The sequence below is a fragment of the Paraburkholderia dioscoreae genome (genome assembly GCF_902459535.1).
In the GTDB taxonomy this organism is placed as follows: Bacteria; Pseudomonadota; Gammaproteobacteria; order Burkholderiales; family Burkholderiaceae; genus Paraburkholderia; species Paraburkholderia dioscoreae.
The window spans coordinates 1,142,659-1,162,351 of sequence record NZ_LR699554.1 but is presented as its reverse complement, the minus strand read 5'-3'; the positions used below and the strand labels follow the sequence as shown (position 1 = coordinate 1,162,351).

Sequence of the window (19,693 nt, the reverse complement as noted above, 5' to 3'; positions counted from 1 at the left end):
CTATTTTGGATAGTTCGCCGATGGTAGGTCACTTCCTTGAGCAGTTTGACCGTCCTTCCAGCGGGCCGAACCGCGGCGACCTGTCGATCCGAAGGCATCGATTGCCGGTTTAATTGTATACGATGTACTTTTTATGTGTAAGCCTCGCCTATCGCCTTACAGCGGTAGCGCGGGCAAGGAGAAAGCAATGCCCAACGTGGTCTTTCACAAGAACGGCGAGACGTACCGCGACTCGGTCAAGGACAACACCAATCTGGTGGTGCGCGCCGGCATCCGGCAGTTTCCCTATCCGCACCTGCGTTACGAGTGCGGCATGGGCAAATGCTCGCAGTGCGCGTGCGTCGTTATCAGCGGCGGCGAGTATCTGCCGGAACCGAACTGGAAGGAGCGCAAGCAACTGGGCGAACGTTTGACGCAAGGCTATCGCCTCGCCTGCCAGTTGTGGATCGATCACGACATCGAACTCGCCCAGAACGACACGCCGCCTGACGGCACGTCACCCGCCTGACTTCAACGATCGCCCATGTACATCATTCTCACCAGCAAGCCCGGCCAGTACCGCAGCGAAGCCACTGACGGTCTGCAACCGCTGGAGTCGTACGTTTATCGCTACGACGGTCGCCACGTCGCCACTTTCACGATCGCCGCGCTGCAATGCGAGACGCGCGTGAAGATCGTCGACGAAGGCACGCCCGCCAACGTCAATCTCGTGCCGACCAAATTCTTCGACCACTTCGACACGCGCGAAGCGGCTTTCCAATCCATGTCCGATCTCGCGGGCGCGAGCCACGCCGACGCGCAGATCGTGCCGCTCGACGCGCCGGCCAGCGCCTCTTGAAACAGGTTTACCTCATGATTCAGGTCACTTTCATCACGAACGGCGGCAAAACCGTGCAAGCGCCGCCCGACAGCAACCTGCTGCGCGTGTCGTTGCGCGAGCACGGCGGCATTCCGTTCAAATGCGGCGGCGGACTCTGCGGCACCTGCAAATGCAAGGTCGAGCAGGGACGCGAAAATACGGACGCCGTAAAAGCCAAAGAAAAACGCCATCTCAGCGCGGAAGAACTTGAGGCGGGCTATCGCATGGCGTGCCAGACGTTCGTCAAGGGCGACGTGAGCGTGTCATGGTGAAGGCCGGTTCCGCCGTGGAGCCGTCCGGCGCACCGCCCGAAGCGATGGACGCGTGAATGGCAAAATCTACGACCACGTGTGCCACTGGGTCGCCGATCAGGGCATCGTCGCCGTCAATGTCGGATACCGGTTGGCCGACGAGGCGCCGTACTTCGGCGGCCCACACAGGCATCGATCCGCCGCGGACTTTCGCCGCGGATCGTCCGGCGGATGGCGCGAGGCGTCATCCAGCCTGACAGTGGTATGACGTGTACTGTCTACAACGTTCCGTCCCTGGGTTAAAATGCCTTATCCGCTGGCGCCGCCGGCGACGCCCAGTGCATGGAGAAACAATGAGTAGCCAACCGGATTCGCCGGCCCTCGCAGGCAAGCAGGCGCGATCTGCTCCGATTCAGCACCAGCAACTGTCTGAACTCGTGCTCGTCCGCATCCGTGAATCCATCACGTCGGGCGCTTACGCACCGGGCGACCGGCTCGTGGAAGGACGCATTGCCGAAGACCTGAACGTGTCCCGCGTGCCGGTGCGCGAAGCGCTGCGGGCGCTGGCGGCGGAAGGCCTGGTCGAAGTGCGGCCGCGTCATGGCGCGGTGGTCGCGTCGCTCGAACCGTCTTCCGCGCGCGAAATGGTGCAGATCCGCGCCACGCTGGAAGGCCTGAACGCCCGCCTCGCCGCGGAGCACTGCACGCCGGAGCTGGCCGCAAAAATCGAGCAGGTGCTCGACGAGGGCAAAGCCAGGGTGAACAAGGGCGAAACCGCCGGGCTGCTCGACCTCAATGCGCGCTTCCACGATCTGCTCTACGCGGCCGGCGCCAACTCCATGCTCACCGATCTGATGCGTTCGCTGCGCGATCGCACGCGCATGCTGTTCGTCAACTCGAATGACGAGGAAATACGCATGACGTGGGAAGAACACGCGGCCATTCTGCGCGCAGTGCAGTCGGGCGACGCGGCGCTGGCTGCCATGCTCGCGGAACGGCACGTCCTGCGGGCGGCGCAACTCTACCTGAGCAAGCTCGGCAGATAACCCCTGTTACGGCGGTGCAGTGGAACGCGGCCCGCGCGATTGCACGTGGGCGGTGGACGGGGCTTCGAATCGCGCGTCTGCATCTATCACCCTCATAGACCGTAGTGCCTTCGCGCATATCGTAAAAATACGATATATAATTCGCCCTGTAACGATGCAGGCTTGAGCGCGCGGACCGGCGCCACGCCTGCCTGTTGTTGAAGACCTTGAAACCAACCCCATGACGCTCGATATCGACGCGATTCACAAAGCGCTTGCCAACCCGGTTCGCCGGGAGATTCTCGGCTGGCTGCGCGAGCCGTACGCGCATTTCGCCGACCAGGAGCTGCCGCTCGATCACGGTGTGTGCGCGGGCCGGATCGATGCGCACTGCGGCCTGTCGCAGTCAACCGTGTCGGCGCACCTTGCGGCTTTGCAGCGCGCGGGGCTCGTCACGTCGAAGCGGGTCGGTCAATGGGTGTTTTTCAAACGCAATGAGCCGGTCATCCAGGCGTTCCTCGAGCACATGAATACCAGGCTCTAGGCGCTTGATCCGCATCGCCGCGCTTCTTTCATCATGCAGTCTTTTTTCAGGCTCGGGCCGCGCGCCCGCCGTCAAAGGTGAACTCTTATGCCGACTCTTTTCGATCCGCTGCAAATTGGTGACATCACGCTGCCGAACCGCATCGTCATGGCGCCGCTCACACGCCAGCGCGCCGGAGAAATCCGTGTGCCGAACGCGCTGATGGCGAAGTACTACGCTGAACGCGCAACGGCCGGGCTGATCATCAGCGAGGCGACCTCGGTGACGCCGCAAGGCGTGGGCTATGCCGACACGCCGGGCATCTGGTCGCAGGAGCAGGTTGAAGGCTGGAAGCTCGTGACGAGCGCCGTGCATGCGGCCGGCGGCAGGATTTTTCTGCAACTGTGGCACGTGGGCCGTATTTCCGACCCGCTGTTCCTGAACGGCGAACTGCCGGTCGCGCCGAGCGCGATCGCCGCACAAGGCCACGTGAGCCTGGTGCGTCCGGAGCGTGCCTATGTGACGCCGCGCGCACTGGAACTCGATGAAATCGCCGGCGTGGTCGAAGCATTCCGCAAAGGCGCGGAAAACGCCAAGGCAGCAGGCTTCGACGGCGTCGAAGTGCACGGCGCCAACGGCTATCTGCTCGACCAGTTCCTGCAGGACAGCACCAACAAACGTACCGACGCCTACGGCGGCCCGATCGAAAACCGCGCCCGTCTGCTGCTCGAAGTCACCGACGCCTGCATCGACGTGTGGGGCGCGAACCGTGTCGGCGTACACCTCGCGCCGCGCCGCGACGCGCACACCATGGGCGATTCCGATCCGGCCGGCACCTTCAGTTATGTGGCTCGCGAGCTCGGCAAGCGCAAGATCGCATTCATTGCCGCACGTGAAGCGCTCGGCGACGACCGTCTCGGCCCGCAACTGAAGAAAGCATTCGGCGGCCCGTACATCGCCAACGAAAAGTTCACCACGGAAACCGCGCAACAGGTGCTCGACGCGGGTGACGCAGATGCGGTGGCCTGGGGTCAGCTGTTCATTGCGAATCCGGATCTGGTACGCCGCTTCGCCACGAATGCGCCGTTGAACAAGCCGAACCCGGCAACCTATTACGCACGCGGTGAAACCGGCTATGTGGATTATCCGACGCTGGAAACTGTGGAATAAGCGCGTGGAGTAAGCGTCGAAACAGGCTGAAAAAAGCCAAGCCATGCGGAGAGCCGGCGGAGGTTAGGCTGCGGGATAAAGCGGCCAATGCATGGCAGTGCGCTGAAAAAAACCGCGCGGCAGATGTGACAGGAATGATTCGTTCCGATCACACCTGCCGCGTTTTTTTACGCCTGGACATAGTGTGGACACCTCACATCTCACCCATCATGCCAGATCGCGCCGCATGAAAACGCGCTTCGATTCATCGAGTCCTCGCGCAATATGCGCATCGCGCCGCGCCAGCAACGTCGCGTCGAGTTCGGCTTCTTCGATATCGCGAAACCCGATCCGCCGATAGTACGGCGCATTCCAGGGCACCTCGCGAAACGTCGACAGGATGAGTTGCGTGAGTCGTCGCGCGCGGGCAAGGTGTGCGACCTGCTCGATGAGCGCCGCGCCGATACGCCGCCCGGCGTGCGACGTGAGCACATCGAGCTCCTGCACGTAGAGGCGCGCGGGTTGCTGCTCGAACATCACGAAGCCAGCGCACTTTCCGTCAGTATCTACGGCAACGATGATCTCCCGCGCCGTTATCTTGCGGCCGACGAGTTCCGGTTCCATCGGCGGCGCATCAGCAATTCCCGCCATGCCGACGCTGACAAAACGCTGGCCCGCTTCGAATTCGATCGTGCGGATCGCGTTCGCGTCGTGCGGCTCGGCAAACCGGAAAGTGATGGCTGGAGCGTATTGCATGGGGCGTTTCGTCAGTTTGTGCTGATGGTTGTTCTCAACGACGCGCCCCGCTATTGACACCGTCAGAGCGCCGTCGTGCATTCCGGAAACCTTCGTTTGATCCGGGAAACGGCCCGAACCCGCCTCCTCGATACTGGTAATACACGGTCGGCAGCAAAGCAATGCAGTGCGCCGTGCAGCTATGGGCGCACTTGGCATCGCCGCCTCGCGGTCGAGCCGTATCCATTGCCCGTCAAGTCATTACACTCAATCGAAGGAGTATCAATCATGAAGAAGGTTCTCGTTTGTCTCGCCCTTGCCGCCGGTACGTTGGCCGCTCCGGCTATCAGCTTCGCACAATCGAATGGTCCCGTGACGCGCGCAGAAGTTCGTGCCGATCTCGTCAAGGTCGAAAAGGCCGGCTACGATCCATCGCAAGCCAACGACATCGACTACCCGGCCGATATTCAGGCTGCCGAAGCAAAAATCGCTGCCCAGGACAACCAGCAACAGGCTACGCAAGCGTACGGCGGCGTGGCGCAGCACGGCACCTCGTCGTCAGGCGCACCGGCGAGAACGGCGATGCATTCGACCTGCGTCGGTCCCGTCAGCTTCTGCAACCTCTACTTCGGTAGCTAAGCGAAGCATTTCGGGTTCCGTGCCGTCACTGTCCTGCACGGAACCCCGCTTCATTCCGAAGTCCTTCTCGCAACCTCATTCCACCAACATCTTCTCTCTCTTTACCGAATACCGGAGTTTCACATGAGATTTATGCCTTTCGTCGTGTCGGCCTTGTCAATGTCAGCTTGTCTTCTTGCGTCGACCGGCGCGCTGGCGCAGGATGCCCAGCCCCAAAGCACCCCCGTCAAAAATATTGTACTGGTGCATGGTGCATGGGTGGACGGGTCCGGTTGGAAACCGGTCTATGACATCCTGACCAAAGACGGCTACCACGTCAGCCTCGTGCAGGAGCCGCTGACCTCACTCGAAGACGACGTGGCCGCGACCAAACGTGTTCTCGACCTGCAAAACGGTCCGACGATCCTGGTGGCGCACAGCTATGGCGGTTCGATCATCACGGAAGCCGGTGTGCATCCGAATGTCGTAGGGCTGGTGTACGTCGCGGCGCATGCTCCGGCCGTCGGAGAAGATGAAGGCACGCTGGGCAAAGGCATGCCCAGTTACACGTCGAAGCAGCCGGGCGCAATCAGGAAGACCGACGACGGCTACACATATCTGAACCCGGTGGATTTCCCGAAAGACTTCGCTGCTGATCTGCCGCTCAAGCAAGCCCAATTCGAGTCGCATTCGCAGATCCTGACGGCCGCGAAAGTCTTTTCGACGCCGATGACCGTTGCCGCATGGACCACGAAGCCAAGCTGGGGCATCGTCGCCGCTAATGACAAAATCATCAACCCGGACCTGGAGCGCTGGTACTACGCGCGCGCGCATAGCCACACCACCGTGATTCCCGGCGCGAGCCATTCGGTTTACGAATCCCGTCCGAAAGAAGTTGCGGCTGTCATCGAAGATGCCGCGACGCATGCGCAGCAGTAGCGTGCTCGCGTGCGGTCGCGGCTGGAAAGAAGCGTAAGCTGAATGAGCGCCGCGCGAACCGCGGTCGAATGATGGAACAACGCGGCGCTAAAGCGCCGCGTTTTCATGAGAGTTCATGATAGGACGAGCGCCCGATACGCTATCGGAGGCCGGTGTGTGAAATCCCCTGCCCCCTCAATTCGCCCCACCCTTCCGACCGATGGCAAGCACTATCGAATCGAGCAGCACATCTTCCGCAAACGGTTTGCGTAAAAACGCGACTGCCCCGTGCTGGATTCCCCACCGAACCGTGTCTTCGTCGCCATGCGCCGACATGAGCACAATGGGAATGCTCCTGTGTTCCGCATTGAGCTGGCGTTGCACATCGAGGCCTTGCATGCCTTGCATCTTGAGGTCGAGCAAAACACACAATGCCTCGTCGACTGCCGACGAGGCGAGGAATTCCTCTCCCGATGAAAATGCCACGGTCGTGTAACCCACTGCGTTGAGAAGGTCACCGACACCGTTTCGTACAGAGGCGTCATCGTCGACGATACAAACAAAGCTCATAGCTGCCAATACTCCAGATGCGCCGACGTAGTAACAGAAAAGAATATCCGGCGCGATATTTACTGCCTTATGAAGCTCATCGCGCCTGACGCATCCACCGGAACAGAAATGGATCCGTAGCAGGCAAGAACCATACTAGCCGGGAATTTGCCGCGAAACCATCATCTATAGGGATGCAGTGCCCGCCGCCGCGCTCGCCCCGCTGACATTCTCGCGGTTGAAGACCACCTTTGGCGGACTTCGGAAGGCCCGCAATACGGGCCTTCATTCGGGTATCACACTTAGGTATGACTTCCCCATACGACCGGATGGCCAAGCGTATGTCAGGCAGCCGCGCCAGCGTGAATACAGTAACGTGAGTGCCGCAAGCCAACTACCGGTCAGGCGTAAAAGCATCATCGAGCACGACGCCAAGAATCATCGCACCCAGGTTTAGCGGCGCTGGCCGGCACGGGCGCGGCTTGTATATCGCATCCCCCGGCCGTATTGCACGGCCGCTCATTGCACAGACACCTGCCACACGTGCGCGGCTCGCGTGCCAAACCTGATCGCCATAGCAACAGTGCGTCGAATCACGCCATTCAATGGTCGCGGTCGAAGGCGTCGGGCGGTCGATCACGCGCACCTGTGCGCCAAAGCGTTGCGTCCTGAGCAGCAAGCGGCAACCCTCGCGTGCGTTGCGTGCGTCCGCCAAAGCCGCTTCCTTGATCCTGGAGGCTTTGTCTCCGGACAACTCGGCGAGCAAATCAAGGGTCTGTATCCACGGATCGGTAAAATTCGTTTCCGCCAACATGGTCGCACTCCTCTTTCAGATAGTCCGGTTGATCAGCGAGAAGCTCTCACTGCACGTTGCGGATACAACCACCGTGCGCCGCCTTCGGCCGCCGCAGGCATATTCCGCTCACTTTCAGAGACGCATGAATCTGCTTACCGATCGACGTTCGCCTTCATTCGCCAGCAATGAGGCGTCTCTCCAACCAGGCGCTTGAAGACCGTCGTAAAGTGAGCCTGGGTTAGGAAACCGCAGCTCAGGGCAACGTCGAGCACGTTATGTTTCGACGTAAGCAGAAGGTGCTGCGCGTGTTCGATTCGCCGGCGCAACAGGTATTCGTGCGGGCGCATGCCGGTGGCCCGGCGGAACTGCGACGCGAAATGCATGCGGGTCAAACCCGTGCTGTTGGCAATGTCCTCGAGCCCGATCGGTTCGGACAGATGCGCGTCCACGTATTCGATCGCGCGCGTGAGGCGCCAGGACGGTAGTGCATTCGCTTCACGGCTCTGCCGTTGCCCAGCCGTAAAGTGCCGCGCGATCACGCGCGAAACGATCGCGAGACTGACGCTGTCGGTAAAGACCTTGCCGAGCGCGGCGTCGTCCGATTGCGACACGGCAAGTGCCTGGCCAAGACGTTCGAGCGCGGGATCGTGCGCGAGCCTGGGATTGTCGATACGAATGTCGCCCGCATGCGGGCGGCCGAACATGTCTTCGAAGCATTCGCCCAGCACCGGCTGCGCAACGAACAGGTGCAGCACGTCGCCGGGCGATTCGAACACGGCGCTGCACGGCACCTCCGGTGCCGTGATCTGTACGGCTCCCGCGGTCACCCGTCCGTGAACGAGCATCCTGCCGGCATGAGCAAAGGAGAGCGACGTGCACTTGAGGTTCATCGCGATGCAGTGGTGCGCGGCGCTACCCGGGTTGCTGACCTCCAGCGACCGAATATCGGTGCGGGTCCAGCGCGACACGAGAATAGGGCTCCGCTGGCGTCCACCCGCGGGTTCCTCGTGCGGAGCGCGCCATTGAGGCTCCATGCCGATCGGGTTGATCCGCCTCGTCTGCTGGATGACATCCGGGATAACATCCGCAGCGGGTTCGGGATGCAAAGTCGACGAGCTGATCATGATCGGGGTCATCCAGCGGAGTGGTGAGGCAGTGCCCGGTTACAGGGCGCCGCGATGACTCCAAGGTATCGCACGGAAAATCGTCGAACCAGCCCTACATACGGTTGCCCGTAGTGACCAATGGTTGGATCAACCCATCTCCAGGTTTAGTTCTTCGCCGCGAGCCGAAGAGGCACGGCCAGGGGGATCGGCGCGATGCGCACGGCGTGCGCGGGCGGTTTGCGGTCGCGACCGGCGGCGCCGGCCGCCAGAGCTTGCCGGAACGAATCGGTGGAATGGAATGCGCTAGCAGCGCTTTCTTGAGCAGAAGCGGCGGACCACTCATACGCAGGTATAGGCCCGATAACCATCGGGACTGCGGAAACGATGCGCCAGCAGCGTTTCGTCACGCACCCTGGGTTCAGGTACGCGATCCGCGCGCCGGCGCGGCGGCGCTTTGTGGCAACTTGACGCCCAGCGCTTCCGCCTTCAGCACGAAGTCGGCGAGCGAACGCGCGGCCATTTTCCGCATTGCCTGGCCGCGGTGAATCTTCACGGTGATCTCGCTCAGGCCCATTTCGCCGGCAATCTGTTTGTTCATCAGCCCGGACGCGACAAACGCCATGACTTCGCGCTCGCGCGGTGTCAGCGATTCGTAGCAACGGCGCAGATCCTCCACGGACCGGAGGGCATCGCGCCGCTCTGCGTCGCCTGCCAGCGCATGTGCGACAGCGTCCAGCATGTCCTGGTCACGAAACGGCTTGGCAAGAAAATCCTTGGCACCGGCCTTCATTGCTTTAACCGACATCGCGATGTCGCCGTGCGCGGTCATGAAGACGATGGGCAGCCCCAGTTGGCTCGCGGCGATCTGTTCCTGCACCGCGAACCCGCTTTGTCCTTTGAGACGAACATCGAGGATCAGGCAGCTCGGCACGTCCGGCATCTCATAGGAGAGAAATTCGTGCGCGGAAGCAAAGGTGACGACGCCCAGTCCGACCGATTGCAGCAGCAGACCAAGGGCATCGCGCATCGACTCGTCGTCGTCCACGACATAGACCATCGTGCGTTCCTCGTCGTCACCGGCGTTGTCATGCGTATGACTGTTCATGAGATCTCCCTTCATCAACCGGCAGGATGAACTGCACTACCGCGCCGCCCGCTTCCGGCGATTCAGCCCAGATACGACCGCCGTGCGCCTCGACGATCGACCGGCAGATCGACAAGCCCATGCCGATGCCCCCTGCCTTAGTCGTAAAGAACGTGTCGAACAGACGGCTGGCGTTTTCCTCGCTGATACCCGTGCCCGAATCCTGCACGATCAGATGCGCCTGTTCTGCGTCGAACCGGCGTGTGGCAATCCGCAGCCTTCGCGGCTGGGGCACCTCTGTCATGGCCTGCGCGCCGTTCATAATAAGGTTGATGATGACCTGCTGCAATTGGACGCGATCGCAGTACGCAGTGGGCGACGGTGTCGCAAGGTCGATCTGCACGTCAACGCGGTAGCGATCGAGTTCGTACCGCAACAGCTCGACCGTCTCGCCCACAATCCCGTTCAGATCGACTTTAACCGGAATACGGTCGCATTTTTTTGCCATTGAACGGATCCGCTGGATCACGGCGTCCGCGCGCTGCGCGTCCCTGACGATCTGAGTGACCGACTTCGCCGCTGCGTTCAGGTCCGGCGGGGCACGGTCCATCCAGCGCAACGCGGCGCCGCCGCAAGTCATGATCGCCGCGATCGGCTGCGTCACCTCGTGTGCAATCGACGCGGCCAGTTCGCCGAGCATCGTAACCCGCGTCACGTGGGCGAGTTCGGCGGTGGAGCGCGCAAGCGCGTCCTGCGCGAGCCGGGTATCCGTGATATCCATCAGCGCGCCGACATACTCGCCGGCGGCAGACTTCGACGCTGCCGCGTGGGCAACGCAGTGCAGATATTTCACGCCGCCGTCCGGCATCACGAGCCGGTGTTCGACATCGATCTGCGGCTCGCCGGCGGCGGCCCGTTCATAGACCCGACGAACGAGTGCGAGATCGTCGGGATGAGTGCGCGCCAGGATAGCCTTGACCGACGGCTCGACCTCCCGCGTGTATCCGAAAATGCGGTAGGACTCGTCGGACCACCACATCATGCCTTCGGGAAAACGTACGGCCATGCTGCCGGTCCGGCTCAAACGCTGGGCATCGAGCAGGAACGCCTCGCTGCGCTCGAGCGCCTGCTCCGCCTGCTTGCGCTCCTCGATGTCGGTATTCACGCCGTACCAGCGGCGAATCGCGCCCCCGGCGTCGCGCAACGGTTCGGCCCCGATGTGCATCCAGCGGTACACGCCGGCACTGGTGCGGAGTCGCGATACGTTTTCGAACGCGACACCCGCCGCGATCGCGGCCTGCCAGTCGCGCTGCATCCGCGGCAGATCGGACGGGTGCACGACCGTCGACCAGACGTCCACGTCATCTCCGAGCGTCACGCCCATGTCGTTCCAGCGGCGGTTGATAAACGTGAGGCGCCCGTCGCTCGACGAATGCCAGACCATGCCGGGAATCGCGTCGATGGTTGCGCGCAACTCCTGCTGCTGACGCTCGAGTTCGGCTTCCATCTCCTTGCGCGCGGTAATGTCGTTGTTGGTCACGAGAACAGCCCGAGGGTCGCCCTTTGCATCGCGCCACAAGGCCGCGCGGCTCGAAATCACGACGGCGCTGCCGTCGTGCCGTACGCGCCGCAACTCTCCGTGCCAGTAATTCGTGCGCAGCAGTTCGCCGCGAACTTCATCGTACGGGACAGGAAACGATGTCTGCGTCAGGTCGTCGATCGACTGGCCGAGCGCCTGTTGCGCACTCCAGCCGTACAGCGCCTGCGCCCCGTGATTCCAGAACGTGATCCGGTCGTTCATGTCATGGACGATGATCGCGTCGTGCGTGAGATTGAGCAGTTCGACCTGCTCCTGCAACATCGTCGTCGCGGCCTGGTTTCTCAATGCCAGAACCGACGTGGTGGCGATCGCCAGCAGGCTCACCACACAGCGCGCAACCGCGCCGCCCGGCCAGGACTCGGCGTGGGAAATCAGAAACCCGAGCAACGTCAGCGCCACACATCCCCACGCGGCGGCGATCGTGAACGAGCGGTTGCCGCTTGAAGCAACCAGCAGCACCACTATTACGTAAAACACGGCGACTGCGACGTCGAGCGGTGTCAGCGCATCGATCAGAAACACGGCAAGCGCGATCAAGGCGGCGAGCACCGGCAAGAAGCCGGCGTCGCGGGGCGCTGTAGCGGAAGCGCGTTGGCTATTTTCCATGTCGGGCGGATCGGCAGGTCGCCAGAGGCCAGGAAGGCCAGGCGGAATGGAACTGCGGGGCCATAAGCGTGCGAAACGGCTGTTCGTGAGCGAGTATGGCAAGCCTGTCCCTCAGGATAGCAGCCACGCTGATTGTGGGGAACGCATCACGCTTAGACCTGCCGCTAACCGATGGCTGCCGGTCTAATGTGATCATGCGCGAACCCGGCCTTAAATCGTCAAAGATCGGCTGGGCCGCATTCTACTGACATTTGATTACGGATGACGCCATACCCGCGATCTTCCGGGAAAACCCTGACCATGGTGCCGCTTACATGCTCGATTGATACGGCGGCGACGGTACGTTTCGCCTCGTCCCGAACCGTTGGCATCACGCCTTCCCCAACTTGACGTCAACCTGATACGAAGGTAGCCTTCGTAGGTAGCCTTCATAGTTATCCAGACATGACCAAGCAAGATGCACCGGTGGATCCTGACGCCTTGCATATCGTGGCGGAAGACTTGCGCGTGCTGGTCGGCAAACTGCGCCGCCGTTTGCGCGAGGAGTCGCACGTAGGCGATTTCACGCCTTCGCAGGTGCAGGTTCTCGGCTTGCTGGAGCGTGAAGGTCCGGCAACGGTCACTGCGCTCGCGCGTGCTCATGGCATGCGTCCGCAGTCCATGGGCGAGACGCTTTCGGCGCTGAGAGCCGCCGGGCTGGTGAGCGGCACTCCCGATCCGAACGACGGCCGGCAAACGGTTCTCTCCCTCACGCCCGCCTTTCGCAAGAAGGTGAAGGCAAGCCGCGCGGCACGCGAAGACTGGCTGTTTCGCACCATTCAGACGCGCTTCTCGGCGGCCGAGCAAAAACAGCTCGTTATCGGCGTCGAACTGCTCAAACGCCTCATCGACTCGTAACTCCAGGAGTACTTCATGGCACTCACCACACTCGACGCAAAGACCGCACTCATCGTCGTCGATTTGCAGCAAGGCATTGTCGCGCTGCCCACCGCGCATTCCACCGGCGAAGTCGTCGAGCGCTCGGCCGTTCTCGCGGAGGCGTTTCGCCGCCACGGCCTGCCCGTGGTGCTCGTCAACGTGACCGGCGGCGCACCGGGCCGCACGCAGGAGGTGCGCAACACGGGCGACTTCCCCGCCGGATTCGCGGATCTGGTGCCCGAACTGAACGCGCAACCGTCCGATCATCGGGTCACCAAGCGCACCTGGGGCGCGTTCACGAATACCGATCTCGAAGCGTACCTGCGCGAGCAAGGCGTCACGCAAGTGGTGCTCGTGGGCGTGGCGACCAGCATCGGCGTCGAATCCACCGCGCGCTATGCACACGAACTCGGCCTGAACGTGACGCTCGTCGTCGACGCCATGACCGATCGCAATGCGGACGCTCACATCAACAGCATCACGCGCATCTTCCCGCGCCTCGGCGAAACCGGCACCACCCAGGAAGTCCTCGATCTGCTCGAACGCTCGCACGCATGAGCCTGAGTTTGCACATGCGCCGCAGCTTGCGCGCCGCGCGAATCCTCCAGGTGGGAACAGTCCGGTGATCGGCACTTTCCGTTCGCTGAGCAATTTCAACTACCGGGTCTGGGCGAGCGGCGCGATCGTCTCCAACGTCGGTACGTGGATGCAACGCACGGCGCAGGATTGGCTCGTGCTCACCGAGCTCACGCATCACAATGCGACCTCGGTGGGTATCGTCATGTCGTTGCAGTTCGGCCCGCAAATGCTGCTGTTGCCGCTGACCGGTTATGCCGCCGATCACTTCAACCGTCGCAAGCTGCTGTTCGCGACCCAGGCGGGCATGGGTTCTCTCGCGCTGTGCCTGGGCATTCTCACCGTCACCGGGCTCGTGCAGTTGTGGCACGTCTATGTATTCGCGGGACTGCTCGGCTGCGTCACCGCCTTTGATTCGCCGGCGCGTCAGACTTTCGTGTCGGACCTGGTCGGCGAGCATGACCTGTCAAACGCGGTCGCGCTGAATTCCACCTCGTTCAACGCGGCGCGCATGATCGGGCCTGCGGTCGCGGGGTTGCTGATCGCCTCGGTGGGCACCGGCTGGGTGTTTCTCATCAACGCGCTTTCGTTCGTCGCGGTACTCGGTTCGCTGCGCATGCTGCGTGTGAGCGAACTGCATCTGAAGCCTCGGGCGGTGCGCACGCGCGGCAGTTTCGTCGAAGGTTTCAAGTACGTGTGGACGCGTCCCGATCTGAAGGCCGCATTGCTGATGCTGTTCCTGATCGGCACGTTCGGCCTGAATTTCCCGATCTTCATCTCGACGATGTCGGTTACCGCGTTTCACGCGGGCGCGGGCGAATACGGTGTATTGAGCTCGACCATGGCGATCGGCTCCGTCACTGGCGCGCTGCTCGCCGCGCGTCGGGCGAAACCGCGCATGGCGCTGCTGCTCATTGCGGCGGCCGTGTTCGGCGTAGGCTGCACCGCGGCCTCGCTGATGCCGAACTCCGTGCTGTTCGGCATTGCGCTGATGGTGATCGGCGTGGCAACGCAGACCTTCAATACCTCGACCAACAGTCTCGTGCAGCTTTCCACCGAGCCCGTCATGCGCGGGCGGGTGATCGCGATTCTGCTGGCCATCGCATTGGGCGGTACGCCGCTCGGCGCGCCGGTGGTGGGTTGGGTCGCAGACCGTTTCGGTCCGCGTTGGGCGCTGGGTGTGGGCGCGGCATCGGGGTTCGCGGCGGCGGTTGTCGGCTTGCTCTACCTCGTGAAATACCGGCGGTTGCGCGTGTATATCGAGGCGGGGCGTTTGCGCTACAGCATCGACGAGCCACGCCAGGCGCCTGCTTATGTCAGTCCCGCTGTCGCAGTGCAGAACGCCGTTCTCAGCGAAGTGGAAGAAGATTCCTCTTCGAGTGTTTAGAGAGCCGTTGCCGGGGGGAATGTGAAAAAGCCGCGCCTGGTTCAGGCGCGGCTTTTCTGATTACAACTGACTTGCCTGCCGGCCTACTTCGCCACCGGCATTGTAAATTCAGCGCCTTTGGCGATGCTATCCGGCCAGCGCTGCATGATGCTCTTGTAGCGCGTATAGAAGCGCACGCCCTCTTCGCCGTAAGCGTGATGGTCGCCGAACAGCGAACGTTTCCAGCCGCCGAACGAATGCCATGCCATCGGCACCGGAATCGGCACGTTGATGCCGACCATACCCACCTGAATCTGCCGGCCGAACGCCCGCGCCACCCCGCCATCCGACGTGAACAGCGACACGCCGTTACCGAACTCGTGCGCGTTGATCAACTCCACGGCGCTCGCGAAATCGGGCACCCGCACTACTGCCAGCACCGGGCCGAAGATCTCTTCCTTGTAGATCTTCATTTCCGTGCCGACATTGTCGAACAGCGTACCGCCGATAAAGAAGCCTTCTTCGTCTGCCACCGGATGCACGCGGCCGTCGACAATCAGCTTCGCGCCTTCCGCCTCGCCCGACGCGATATAACCGGCCACCTTGGCCTTATGTTCGGCGGTAACCAGCGGCCCCATTTCGGCGTCGAGATTTTCGCCGTTCTTGATCACGAGCGATTTGACGCGCGGCGCCAGTTTCTCGATCAGTTTGTCGGCCACGTTGCCGACCGCCACCGCGACCGAGATCGCCATGCAGCGCTCGCCCGCCGAACCGTAGGCTGCGCCGATCAGCGCGTCGACCGCCTGGTCCAGATCGGCGTCCGGCATCACCACCAGGTGATTTTTCGCGCCGCCGAGCGCCTGCACGCGTTTGCCGCGCTTCGACGCCTCCGTGTGAATGTATTCGGCGATCGGCGTGGACCCCACGAACGACAGCGCCGCGACGTCCGGGTGATCGATCAGCGCATCGACGGCCACCTTGTCGCCGTTGACGACATTGAACACGCCGTCGGGCAGACCGGCTTCCTTCAGCAATTCGGCAATCCGCAGCGACGCCGACGGATCACGCTCCGACGGTTTCAGCACGAACGTGTTCCCGCAGGCGAGCGCAACCGGGAACATCCACATCGGCACCATGACCGGGAAGTTGAACGGCGTAATGCCCGCGACCACACCGAGCGCCTGACGCAGATTCCAGTTGTCGATGCCGCCGCCGATCTGGTCGGTGAAATCGGTCTTGAGCAGGTTCGGAATGCCGCACGCGAATTCGACCACTTCGATGCCGCGCACCACTTCGCCTTGTGCGTCCGTAAACACCTTGCCATGTTCACGCGTGATCAGCATCGCCAGTTCGTCGTGATGCTGGTTGAGCAATTCCTTGAACCTGAACAGAATGCGTGCGCGCTTGAGCGGCGCGGTTTCGCTCCAGGCAGAAAAGGCGGCCTTGGCGACCTGCACTGCCGCGTCCACTTCCTCGACCGAAGCGAGGGCGACCGAGCCGGTGACTTTGCCGGTGGCGGGATTGAACACGTCCTTGAAGCGGCCGCTGGTCGGCGCGGCCGGCGCGCCGCCGATATAGTGGCCCAACTGCTGCACCGACAGCTTTGCTTGTTCGTTCACTACATTCATGTCCTTACCTCGTGTTCGGGATCAAGCGCGGCGTGTCACCACCGGGCCATAGGCAAAAATCAGGCTACGTCGCACCGCGCCGGAGCGGCGAACCGCTCGTCGACAGGCTCCGTCGAGACTTGCCAACTGTATCGACGGCGCCGGTCATACTCCCGATACAGCCAAATAAAACCGCGCCTCACTGTATTGTTTTTTGTGCGGCAACTGTATTGGCGCGTGGGTCTCGTCCGACCTGCGGAGGCATCGATCCCGGACCAGGCCCTGAACGCGGTGGCCGGCCCATCGACGTCATGCCGCCTGCGCCGCCGGCTCCGCCACTGCAGGGCCGTGCCATGAAAACATCCGCGAGGCTTCACCGCATCAATCTCGCGACGAATGCTCAACGCCATGTGTCGGTCAATTCGTTGGCGAGCACCATCTTCTGCCGGATCACTTCCACAAAGGCAGCGTCGGCACCACCGTGCGCCTTGAGGAATTTGAGCGCGGCGGAATGTACCGTGCGCATGGCCCGTCCGTCGATTCCGCTCATGCGTGCCGCGCTGCCACGCGTTTCTTCGACCAGATCGCGCGCGCTGCTGAAGTCGGGCGACAAACCGCTTTGCGTTTCGAATGCGGTGCTTAACGCCTGCGCGTAATCGCGCGACGCTCCGAGCCGGTCGATGTCGATCAACAGATCGACGCCATCCGCCATACGCAACGCGCAAAGAATCCACAACGCGATGAATGCCCGATACGCGTTATTGCCTTCCGCCGTGCGCGCATAGTGCTCGCACGCCATTGCATATGCGTCCTCCGAAGCAGGCGCGGCGGGCGGCAAGCGCGCGCCGCATGTGTCGATAGCCTGCCTGACCAGCGGATCCGCCTGATTCAGCCCCAGCACGCGAAACGGAGCCGCCACGAAAAACGGATTGCTCCATTGCCGGCTGAGCAGCCACCCCGAAGCAAACTGCGACGCCGGATTGCGCAACACGCCCACATGCATCGCCTGCGGAAAAGCCGCCCGCAGCCACGGCAGCCGGCCCGATGAACGGCAAAACTTGAAGACCGGCACGCTGCCTTGTGCGGCGGTGCGCTCGCACAGATTGCGTAAATAGGCCTGTAATTGCGGGAATTCCGCGTCCGGCACCTTAGCAAAGCGATCGAGACTGAAACGCCTTTGATAGCCGGCCACACCGCGCACACCTTCCTGCAGGAACGGTCTATATTCCTCGAAATACGGCGCGGCGAGCGGCGGGTGTCCAGAAGTAAGCGTGGGACGCGACGCGGAAACGTCGGCAAGACTCAACTCCGCGAGCACATTGCTGAGCGGCTCATAGAAAGCGGTCACGGTATCGAGTTCGCGCAAACGCGACCAGACCCACGTTCCCGCACTACGCCAGCCCGTATGCAGAAACACTGCCTGTTTCAAGGCGCGGTGCTGCGCGGCATCGTTCGACAGACCATTCGACGGCCCATTAGACAACGGCATGTGGACTTCTCTTTCAAATGAAAAACAACGGGAATTCAGCGCAAGCGCACGCTTTGGCGGACCGCGCTGACGGTCGAGTAACAGAAGCATCACTTTACCTTGCCAACCAGGCTGCGTTGGCCGCCACGCGCGCCGGACCGGACTGGAACCGCACATGCAAACACTTTAAGCTGCCAGACTTCCGCACTCAAACGTTGCTGCCATGAACGATTCGGCCGATATCCGCTTCCTGTTGACGCTGCGCGAAAGCGGGAGCCTGATCGCCGCCGCGCGAAAGCTGGGGTTGTCGCCCTCCGCGGTCACGCAGCGTCTTCAACAACTGGAAAAGAAACTGGGCGCGCAACTGGTGAACCGCACCGCGCGCCGCCTGCAATTCACCGAAGAAGGCACGCTGCTGTGCGAACGGGGGGCAAAGCTCGTCCAGCAGTTCGACGCGCTGTTCGAGGATTTGCAGATGCGCCGCGGCGGACTCGTCGGTACGCTAAAAATCAACGCGCCGCTGGGGTTCGGACGGCGACATCTCGCTCCAGCGATTGCCGCGTTCCAGCAGCAGAATCCGGATATCGATATCGCGCTCACGCTATCCGACCGGCCTTTGACCGAGACCACGGACCGTTTCGATATCGTCGTGCATATCGGCGAACTGCCGGTGTCGAACCTGGTCGGCTACACGATTGCACCGAACGCGCGGTTCGTCTGCGCAGCGCCTGCATTGATCAAGCGAACCGGCGCGCCGGAGTCTCCGGATGAGTTGAGCAAATTACCCTGCATCGTGCTGCGCGAGAATAACGAAGATGTTTCGCTGTGGCAGTTCAGCAAAGGACGTACGCGCCGCAGCGTGCGTGTGTCTTCCCGCCTGAGCTGCAATGACGGCGACGTGATCCGCCAGTGGGCCTGCGAAGGCCGCGGCGTGATCCTGCGTTCCGAATGGGACGTGGCCGACGACCTCGCGAAGGGCAAGCTCATCCGTTTGCTGCCGGAATGGAGAGCGCCCGCAGCCGACGTCATCGCCCTCACGCATCAGCGGACCGGCCTGCCGGCGCGCACCCGCCATTTCATGCAGTATTTGCAGAGCAGATTCAGGCCGCAACCACCCTGGCGGCGATGAGTGTCAACACGCGTTGCGCGAAATCACGAATCAATCATTCAGTCCGACTGAATCCATGAGTTAGTCCATTTGAACGTTGCCGCGCCAATCGAACTTTATAATCAGTTCACCGTCTACTGCCGGCCTGATCATGACCCTCGCTTCCGTGCCCGCCGCCTATCCCAAAGCGGTCCTGTTCGACCTGCTGACCGCCCTGCTCGACTCATGGAGCTCATGGAATCGCGCCGCCGGTTCCGAACAGGCGGGCCGCGCATGGCGCGCCGCTTATCTGCGGCTGACCTACGGCTGCGGCAAGTACCTCGCGTATGAACAACTGGTGCGCGAAGCCGCCGCACAAGTCGGGCTGCCCGAATCCGCGGCGCTTGCGCTCGAAGCGGACTGGCTGAACCTCGCGCCGTGGAGTGGTGCCGTCGATGCATTGCAAACGCTCGCGCCGCATTGCAAGCTGGCCGTCGTCACCAACTGCTCGGCGCGCCTCGGCACACAGGCGGCGAATCTCCTCCCGGTTCGCTGGAACGCAATCGTCACCGCCGAAGAAGCCGGCATGTACAAACCGGATCCGCTACCCTACCGTCTCGCCCTGCAAAAACTCGGCATAGCGGCCCATGAAGCCGCGTTCGTGGCGGGCTCCAGCCACGATATGTTCGGCACTGCCGCCGTCGGCTTGCGGACCTACTGGCACAACCGCGTCGGCCTGCCGCTCGTAACCGGCGCACAGCCGCCCGAGATCGAAGCGCCGACGCTCGACTCGCTCGTTGCATGGCTCGCCCGCTTCGGCGTGAACCGGCGCGACCGCGCATGACTCCATTT

22 protein-coding genes are annotated in these 19,693 nt (G+C 62.2%); 14 read left to right on the top strand and 8 right to left on the bottom strand.

Features of this window, described 5'->3' with window-relative positions; genetic code table 11:
* Positions 1-187: 187 nt before the first annotated feature.
* The 7 genes from PDMSB3_RS25420 to PDMSB3_RS25390 all read left to right on the top strand — a co-directional run bounded on the left by PDMSB3_RS25420 (position 188) and on the right by PDMSB3_RS25390 (position 3,828).
* Positions 188-508, top strand: a complete 321-nt coding sequence (locus PDMSB3_RS25420) for a 2Fe-2S iron-sulfur cluster-binding protein (protein WP_007176784.1) — start codon at positions 188-190, stop codon at positions 506-508.
* A 15-nt stretch (positions 509-523) separates the two neighbouring features.
* The gene (locus PDMSB3_RS25415) at positions 524-838 is read left to right on the top strand and encodes a hypothetical protein (protein ID WP_007176783.1); all 315 of its coding nucleotides are present in this window, start codon (positions 524-526) and stop codon (positions 836-838) included.
* Between the two features lie 14 nt (positions 839-852).
* A complete protein-coding gene (locus PDMSB3_RS25410) occupies positions 853-1,131 on the top strand; it encodes a 2Fe-2S iron-sulfur cluster-binding protein (RefSeq protein ID WP_007176782.1) in 279 nt (92 codons plus the stop codon).
* Positions 1,132-1,183: 52 nt separating this feature from the next.
* Positions 1,184-1,378: a hypothetical protein gene (locus PDMSB3_RS37690; RefSeq protein ID WP_197740276.1), complete on the top strand. Its 195-nt coding sequence runs from the start codon at positions 1,184-1,186 to the stop codon at positions 1,376-1,378.
* A gap of 85 nt (positions 1,379-1,463) precedes the next feature.
* Positions 1,464-2,156: a GntR family transcriptional regulator gene (locus PDMSB3_RS25400; protein ID WP_007176780.1), complete on the top strand. Its 693-nt coding sequence runs from the start codon at positions 1,464-1,466 to the stop codon at positions 2,154-2,156.
* Between the two features lie 220 nt (positions 2,157-2,376).
* Complete coding sequence (locus PDMSB3_RS25395) at positions 2,377-2,679, top strand: ArsR/SmtB family transcription factor (RefSeq protein WP_007176779.1); 303 nt, start codon at positions 2,377-2,379, stop codon at positions 2,677-2,679.
* Between the two features lie 87 nt (positions 2,680-2,766).
* Complete coding sequence (locus PDMSB3_RS25390) at positions 2,767-3,828, top strand: alkene reductase (RefSeq protein WP_007176778.1); 1,062 nt, start codon at positions 2,767-2,769, stop codon at positions 3,826-3,828.
* Between the two features lie 207 nt (positions 3,829-4,035).
* Here the strand turns inward: PDMSB3_RS25390 and PDMSB3_RS25385 are convergent, their stop codons facing one another.
* Positions 4,036-4,563, bottom strand: a complete 528-nt coding sequence (locus PDMSB3_RS25385) for a GNAT family N-acetyltransferase (protein WP_165188121.1) — start codon at positions 4,561-4,563, stop codon at positions 4,036-4,038.
* Positions 4,564-4,830: 267 nt separating this feature from the next.
* Here PDMSB3_RS25385 and PDMSB3_RS25380 point away from each other — a divergent pair, with 267 nt between their 5' ends.
* On the top strand, positions 4,831-5,181 hold the full coding sequence (locus PDMSB3_RS25380) for a DUF4148 domain-containing protein (RefSeq protein ID WP_007176776.1): 351 nt from the start codon (positions 4,831-4,833) through the stop codon (positions 5,179-5,181).
* 123 nt (positions 5,182-5,304) lie between these two features.
* Positions 5,305-6,099 (top strand): alpha/beta hydrolase, encoded by a 795-nt coding sequence (locus PDMSB3_RS25375; RefSeq protein WP_007176775.1) that lies wholly within the window; start codon positions 5,305-5,307, stop codon positions 6,097-6,099.
* A gap of 174 nt (positions 6,100-6,273) precedes the next feature.
* On the opposite strand, the gene PDMSB3_RS25370 is transcribed toward PDMSB3_RS25375, so the two are convergent.
* From PDMSB3_RS25370 to PDMSB3_RS25350, 5 genes are all read right to left on the bottom strand, one after another.
* Entirely contained in the window at positions 6,274-6,648 is a 375-nt protein-coding gene (locus PDMSB3_RS25370) for a response regulator transcription factor (protein WP_007176774.1), read from the bottom strand.
* Positions 6,649-7,021: 373 nt separating this feature from the next.
* Complete coding sequence (locus PDMSB3_RS25365) at positions 7,022-7,441, bottom strand: DUF3331 domain-containing protein (protein ID WP_007176773.1); 420 nt, start codon at positions 7,439-7,441, stop codon at positions 7,022-7,024.
* Between the two features lie 134 nt (positions 7,442-7,575).
* On the bottom strand, positions 7,576-8,547 hold the full coding sequence (locus tag PDMSB3_RS25360) for a helix-turn-helix domain-containing protein (RefSeq protein ID WP_165188119.1): 972 nt from the start codon (positions 8,545-8,547) through the stop codon (positions 7,576-7,578).
* Positions 8,548-8,947: 400 nt separating this feature from the next.
* Positions 8,948-9,649 (bottom strand): response regulator transcription factor, encoded by a 702-nt coding sequence (locus PDMSB3_RS25355; protein WP_407670580.1) that lies wholly within the window; start codon positions 9,647-9,649, stop codon positions 8,948-8,950.
* Positions 9,615-11,819 (bottom strand): PAS domain-containing sensor histidine kinase, encoded by a 2,205-nt coding sequence (locus tag PDMSB3_RS25350; protein ID WP_007176770.1) that lies wholly within the window; start codon positions 11,817-11,819, stop codon positions 9,615-9,617. Before PDMSB3_RS25350 ends, PDMSB3_RS25355 begins: the two co-directional genes overlap by 35 nt.
* 444 nt (positions 11,820-12,263) lie before the next feature.
* On the opposite strand from PDMSB3_RS25350, the gene PDMSB3_RS25345 reads away from it, so the two are divergent.
* The 3 genes from PDMSB3_RS25345 (at position 12,264) to PDMSB3_RS25335 (ending at position 14,700) form a co-directional block, all read left to right on the top strand.
* The gene (locus tag PDMSB3_RS25345) at positions 12,264-12,716 is read left to right on the top strand and encodes a MarR family winged helix-turn-helix transcriptional regulator (RefSeq protein ID WP_007176769.1); all 453 of its coding nucleotides are present in this window, start codon (positions 12,264-12,266) and stop codon (positions 12,714-12,716) included.
* A 15-nt stretch (positions 12,717-12,731) separates the two neighbouring features.
* Complete coding sequence (locus PDMSB3_RS25340; RefSeq protein WP_007176768.1) at positions 12,732-13,295, top strand: isochorismatase family protein; 564 nt, start codon at positions 12,732-12,734, stop codon at positions 13,293-13,295.
* Positions 13,296-13,359: 64 nt separating this feature from the next.
* A complete protein-coding gene (locus tag PDMSB3_RS25335; RefSeq protein WP_165188116.1) occupies positions 13,360-14,700 on the top strand; it encodes an MFS transporter in 1,341 nt (446 codons plus the stop codon).
* Positions 14,701-14,783: 83 nt separating this feature from the next.
* Here PDMSB3_RS25335 and PDMSB3_RS25330 read toward each other — a convergent pair whose 3' ends face one another.
* Complete coding sequence (locus PDMSB3_RS25330) at positions 14,784-16,307, bottom strand: CoA-acylating methylmalonate-semialdehyde dehydrogenase (protein WP_007176766.1); 1,524 nt, start codon at positions 16,305-16,307, stop codon at positions 14,784-14,786.
* Between the two features lie 379 nt (positions 16,308-16,686).
* Positions 16,687-17,775: a hypothetical protein gene (locus PDMSB3_RS25325; protein WP_007176765.1), complete on the bottom strand. Its 1,089-nt coding sequence runs from the start codon at positions 17,773-17,775 to the stop codon at positions 16,687-16,689.
* Between the two features lie 202 nt (positions 17,776-17,977).
* On the opposite strand from PDMSB3_RS25325, the gene PDMSB3_RS25320 reads away from it, so the two are divergent.
* On the top strand, positions 17,978-18,883 hold the full coding sequence (locus PDMSB3_RS25320; protein ID WP_007176764.1) for a LysR family transcriptional regulator: 906 nt from the start codon (positions 17,978-17,980) through the stop codon (positions 18,881-18,883).
* A 130-nt stretch (positions 18,884-19,013) separates the two neighbouring features.
* Positions 19,014-19,685, top strand: a complete 672-nt coding sequence (locus PDMSB3_RS25315; RefSeq protein ID WP_007176763.1) for an HAD family hydrolase — start codon at positions 19,014-19,016, stop codon at positions 19,683-19,685.
* Positions 19,686-19,693 lie beyond the last annotated feature (8 nt).